Raw genomic sequence first — 5,409 nt, 5'->3', positions numbered from 1 at the left:
TCAGGGAAATAACAGTCCTGTTCATGATTTTCTTTTTATCAATATTCCGGGAAACTAATTCTTTTGTTTAGTATCTCAAAATGAAAAAAGTAACGATTTTTTAATGATTATTTCACCATTCCCATATCATTCATTATCATTAGTATAAACTATTGACTCCTTCAAACCAGATGAAAGCATCAATCACACTATGCAGCAGAAATGAAAAAAAAATATAAATGATTAAATAGTAAAACGGTTTATACGCCACCTTCAGCTCTGACTATTTCCTCCTGAGCAATAAAACTGGCTTTGTAAAATTCTCTGTTTAATCTGGCAATATTGGAAATGGAAATGGATTTGGGGCATTCAGCTTCACAAGCGCCTGTATTGGTGCAATTACCGAATCCCAGTTCATCCATTTTGGCAACCATGGCTTTCACTCTTTTAACCGCTTCGGGCCTTCCCTGTGGCAGAAGTGCCAGTTGGGAGACCTTGGCAGATACGAAAAGCATGGCACTGGCATTTTTACAGGCAGCTACACAGGCTCCGCAACCGATACATGCTGCTGCATCCATTGCCATGTCTGCATTTTCCTTTGGTATAAGTATCGCATTTGCATCGGGGACGCCACCTGTTGTGGCTGATGTATAACCCCCTGCCTGAATGATTTTATCAAAAGCTGAGCGGTCGATCATCAAATCTTTCAAAACCGGAAAAGGCCTGGCTCTGAAAGGTTCCACAACAATGGTATCACCATCTTTAAACTTACGCATGTGCAACTGACAGGTCGTTATAGCATCATCCGGTCCATGAGGCCTTCCATTGATATACAGGCTGCACATTCCGCATATACCTTCCCTGCAGTCGTGATCAAAAACAACTGGTTCTTCCCCTTTTCTGATGAGATCTTCATTCAGTATGTCAAGCATTTCGAGGAAAGAAGTATCGGAACTGATCCCACTGACCTTATACTCGACAAACTTTCCTTTTTCTTTTGAATTCTTTTGTCTCCAGATTTTAAGTTTAAAGTCCATTGCTATATTTTTTTTGAGTATTCGTTATTTATAATTCCTTTGCTTGAGCTCAACTGCTTCAAATTCAAGCTTTTCCTTGTGCAATTCCGGTTCCTGGTCTAATCCTTTGAACTGCCATGCAGCCACATAGGCAAATTTACTGTCATTTCTCAAGGCTTCTCCTTCTTCTGTCTGGTACTCTTCCCTGAAATGTCCTCCGCAGGATTCTTCCCTGTGGAGTGCATCTCTTGCCATTAATTCGCCTAATTCCATAAAATCAGCTACCCGACCGGCTTTTTCAAGCTCAGTATTGATTTCATTGGCTTTCCCGGGGATCCTGACATCTTTCCAGAATTCTTTCCTGAGGTTTTGTATTTCTGAAATGGCTTTCTTCAAGCCTGCTTCATTTCTTGCCATCCCAACGTATTCCCACATAATTTTTCCTAATTGCTTATGGAAACTATCCACGCTTGTCTTTCCCTGAACAGCCATCAATTGTTCTATTCTTTCTTTAACCTCTTTTTCTGCCTGAATAAACTCCGGTAGTTCGGTTGAAAATCTAGGAATTTTAATCTGATCTGCCAGATAATGCTGAATGGTATAAGGTAAAACAAAATAACCATCGGCAAGGCCCTGCATGAGCGCAGAAGCACCGAGACGATTGGCTCCGTGATCGGAAAAGTTGGCTTCGCCAATGGCAAAAAGACCCGGAATGGATGTCTGCAACTCATAATCAACCCAAATGCCTCCCATCGTATAATGCACAGCCGGATAAATCATCATAGGCACCTGATAGGGATCCTGATCTACGATCTTATGATACATCTGGAAAAGGTTACCATATTTTTCCTCAATTTTTCTTTTGCCAAGTCGTCTGATAGCATCAGAAAAATCAAGAAATACAGCCAGTCCCGTTTCATTCACACCAAAACCGGCATCACACCTTTCCTTGGCGGCACGTGAGGCCACATCACGCGGGACGAGGTTCCCGAATGCAGGATAACGCCTTTCGAGATAATAGTCACGGTCTTCTTCGGCAATATCATTCGGGGATAATTTCCCTTCCCTCAATTTATGAACATCTTCAATTTTCTTTGGCACCCATATTCTTCCATCATTACGAAGGCTTTCACTCATCAGTGTCAGTTTTGACTGGAAATCGCCATGAACAGGAATACAGGTCGGATGGATCTGTGTGTAACAGGGATTTCCGAAAAATGCCCCTCTTTTGTATGCTTTCCAGATGGCTGTTACATTGCTTCCCATGGCATTGGTACTCAGGAAATACACATTTCCATATCCACCCGTTGCCAGCACCACTGCATGGGCGGAATGACGTTCAATTTCACCGGTAATAAGATTTCTGGCAATGATACCCCTTGCACGTCCATCCACCACCACGACATCAAGCATTTCATGACGGGTAAACATGGTAACACTTCCTTTGTGTATTTCTTTGCTTAAGGCACCATAAGCTCCGAGCAGAAGTTGCTGCCCTGTCTGTCCTCTTGCATAAAATGTTCGTGATACCTGAGCCCCGCCAAAAGAACGATTATCGAGATAGCCACTGTATTCACGGGCAAAAGGTACGCCCTGTGCCACACACTGGTCGATAATGTTTGAACTGACTTCTGCCAGACGGTAAACATTAGCTTCGCGGGCACGGTAGTCGCCACCTTTTATGGTGTCGTAGAATAAACGGAAAACACTGTCTCCATCATTGGGGTAATTTTTAGCCGCATTAATGCCTCCCTGTGCAGCAATACTGTGTGCACGCCTTGGACTATCCTGAAAACAAAAAACCTTTACATTGAATCCCAACTCTCCCAGACTGGCTGCGGCTGATGCTCCGGCAAGGCCTGTCCCAACAACAATGATATCGAGTTTCCGCTTATTGGCAGGATTGACAAGATTTTGATGAGCTTTGAAATTACTCCATTTTTTTTCTATTGACCCTTCCGGAATCTTTGAATCAAGTTTTGACATATTTCTGAGTAATTATTTTTTCAACTAAAGTAAATATACAAAGAGATAAAAGCGAAACCTGCCGGTACCAGAATGGAATACAAAAGTCCCAGAAACTTGATCACCGGTGTCCACTTGTTGTGATTTAATCCCAATGTCTGAAAAGCACTCTGAAAGGCATGGTTCAGATGAAATGCAAGGAATAAGAAGGAAACCACATAAATAATTACAGCGCTTGTTTCTTTGAATTCAGCTTCCACCCATGCAGCCATGTCGGGCTTTCCCGATATTTTATCAATAGGCAATTCTTCGAACAATTTCGACCTTAAATAAAAATCAAACAAATGTAAAACAAGGAAAATCAAAATGATAACGGCTGTATGTATCATGTATTTTGAGAAGAAGGAAGTCTGGCTGGTCAGGTTTTCAATCTTATATCTGACCGGACGAGCCATCCAGTTTTGTATCTGCAAAATAAGGGCGTAAATGATGTGAATCAGAAAACCCAGAAACAGGATTACCTCAAAAACTTTTATCACCCAGTTTGTCGCCATGAAATGGGCAGCTACATTGAAATATGTGTTATTTTCAAGCAATACCAGCAGGTTGATGCCCAGATGAACCAGTAAAAAGGCAATTAAAAACAAACCTGCAAATGACATGATCAACTTCTTCCCGATGGAGGAATTAATGGCAGTAATAAACCAACTCATTCTTTCAGTTTTTAAAATTTAAGGTAGATTAATCAGCAAGCGAATTTATCATTATTTCCCAAAAACAAACAAAATATCAAAGAAAAATTATTTGTAGCCTAACTTTCTGAGGATGTTACGTTTATGCTGCCAATCCTCTAAAACTTTCACATGAATTTCCAGAAAGACTTTTTTCTTAAAAAATTCTTCCATCTGCAAGCGGGCGGCAGTGCCCAGCTCTTTCAGAGCCTGACCGTTTTTCCCGATAACAATATGTTTCTGACTTTCGCGGCTGACATATATTTCTGCACTGATGCGGATGATATTGTCTTCTTCCTTGAACGATCTGATTTCCACTTCAATGGAATATGGTATTTCCTGTTTGTAAATATAAAATGCCTGTTCCCTGATTTTTTCTGCGGCAATAAAACGCTCTGTTTTATCACTGATGTATTCTTCAGGAAAATAGGCCTCGTGAACAGGCAACTTTTCGGCAAGTTTGTCAACAAAAGCCGACATATCGTTGATATACAATGCCGACAAGGGCAATATATTTTCTTCCCCCGTTACTTCTGCCCACTCCTTCATTTTTTGTTTCAAGGTTACCTCATCTGTCAGATCAATCTTATTGATAACCAGAAAATAAGGCACACCTGCATTCTTTATTTTCCCAATCCATTCCAGATGTTTAGGTGGCTTATCCCCGGCTTCTACCATGTAAATGAAAATATCAGCATCTTCAAATGCTTCTGCTATCTCTTCCTGCATCACCTTTTGTAACTCATAGGTGGGATTCAGGATACCGGGTGTGTCGGAAATAATCAGCTGATAATGTTTGGTGGTAATAATTCCCAAGATACGTTGGCGCGTGGTCTGCACCTTTGGGCTGGTGATAGCTAAATTTTCTCCGACAAGTTTATTGAGTAAAGTAGATTTTCCGACATTCGGGAACCCAATGATATTCACAAAACCTGCTCTGAAATCCGTCATTTTTTTTTGAAGCAAATGTAATGGGAATGAATCAATTAGCTGAGGAATAATTACTTTTTACGGCTGTAACTGTTCCACCTTGCCCGATGGCCTCTTAAATCGATATGTAAAATTCTCGTTCCGGGATATAAACCCATTCCACCCCTGCCGTTTATTAACTTTTCACAGATGTCAATTATCTGATCTTTGTCTCTTTTCGTAAACTTTCCATCGTTGTTCACATCGCCAATCCTTATATCCACAGCATCGCCAAAGATATGACGGCTCATTGTGGCACCCCCGACAAAATCATTTTCTGATGGGGTTCGATATCCGGAAGCTATCCCGATATGTCGCAGGTTAAGGCCATTTTCCTCCATTAAATTTCTGAGTTTTAATAATTCGAGCAATATTCTTTTATCTATGCCCCAGTAAATGGTGTATTTTTTAAATGGATTAAAACTTCTGCTGTAAAAGTTATACGATATAAACTGATGTATCCTGAAATCACCTGCTATTTTCTGATAGGTATCTTTTCTTGACAGAACATAGAATTTCATTCCGCTGCATGCATTCCTGTACTTTGGCCTGTCCATCCCTGAAGCATGCAGAAATTCCTCCGGTAATTCATGAAAACCGACCACATGAAACTGAGACATTATCTGATTAAGTTCAGCCGGGGTATTAACCGTTTTTCCTGAAAAAAACACATTCAGTATGAAATCGACAGCCTTGTTCTGTATTAAAACAAAAGGCAACAAAAGGAGTAAAACGATTGATGAAATCAG

Annotated in this window: 5 protein-coding genes; all 5 read right to left on the bottom strand. The window is 40.7% G+C overall.

Annotated elements, in window-relative coordinates; genetic code table 11:
• Positions 1-239 precede the first annotated feature (239 nt).
• The gene (locus GX437_05505; protein NLJ07107.1) at positions 240-1,016 is read right to left on the bottom strand and encodes a succinate dehydrogenase/fumarate reductase iron-sulfur subunit; all 777 of its coding nucleotides are present in this window, start codon (positions 1,014-1,016) and stop codon (positions 240-242) included.
• Positions 1,017-1,040: 24 nt separating this feature from the next.
• Positions 1,041-2,981, bottom strand: a complete 1,941-nt coding sequence (locus GX437_05500) for a fumarate reductase/succinate dehydrogenase flavoprotein subunit (GenBank protein ID NLJ07106.1) — start codon at positions 2,979-2,981, stop codon at positions 1,041-1,043.
• 20 nt (positions 2,982-3,001) lie between these two features.
• Positions 3,002-3,673, bottom strand: coding sequence for a succinate dehydrogenase cytochrome b subunit (locus tag GX437_05495; GenBank protein ID NLJ07105.1), 672 nt, complete (start codon positions 3,671-3,673; stop codon positions 3,002-3,004).
• Positions 3,674-3,760: 87 nt separating this feature from the next.
• Complete coding sequence (locus GX437_05490; GenBank protein NLJ07104.1) at positions 3,761-4,642, bottom strand: GTPase Era; 882 nt, start codon at positions 4,640-4,642, stop codon at positions 3,761-3,763.
• 50 nt (positions 4,643-4,692) lie between these two features.
• Positions 4,693-5,409, bottom strand: a 717-nt coding sequence (locus GX437_05485; protein ID NLJ07103.1) for a DUF882 domain-containing protein, incomplete at its 5' end; no start/stop codon positions are given.

The organism is Sphingobacteriales bacterium (assembly GCA_012517435.1).
Lineage (GTDB): Bacteria > Bacteroidota > Bacteroidia > CAILMK01 > JAAYUY01 > JAAYUY01.
This window is presented reverse-complemented; position numbering and strand designations above follow the sequence as displayed.

Excerpts from the sequence above, each read along its gene's own strand:
- GX437_05505 (NLJ07107.1), bottom strand. The coding sequence starts at position 1,016 with ATGGACTTTAAACTTAAAATCTGGAGACAAAAGAATTCAAAAGAAAAA.
- GX437_05500 (NLJ07106.1), bottom strand. The coding sequence starts at position 2,981 with ATGTCAAAACTTGATTCAAAGATTCCGGAAGGGTCAATAGAAAAAAAA.
- GX437_05495 (NLJ07105.1), bottom strand. The coding sequence starts at position 3,673 with ATGAGTTGGTTTATTACTGCCATTAATTCCTCCATCGGGAAGAAGTTG.
- GX437_05490 (NLJ07104.1), bottom strand. The coding sequence starts at position 4,642 with ATGACGGATTTCAGAGCAGGTTTTGTGAATATCATTGGGTTCCCGAAT.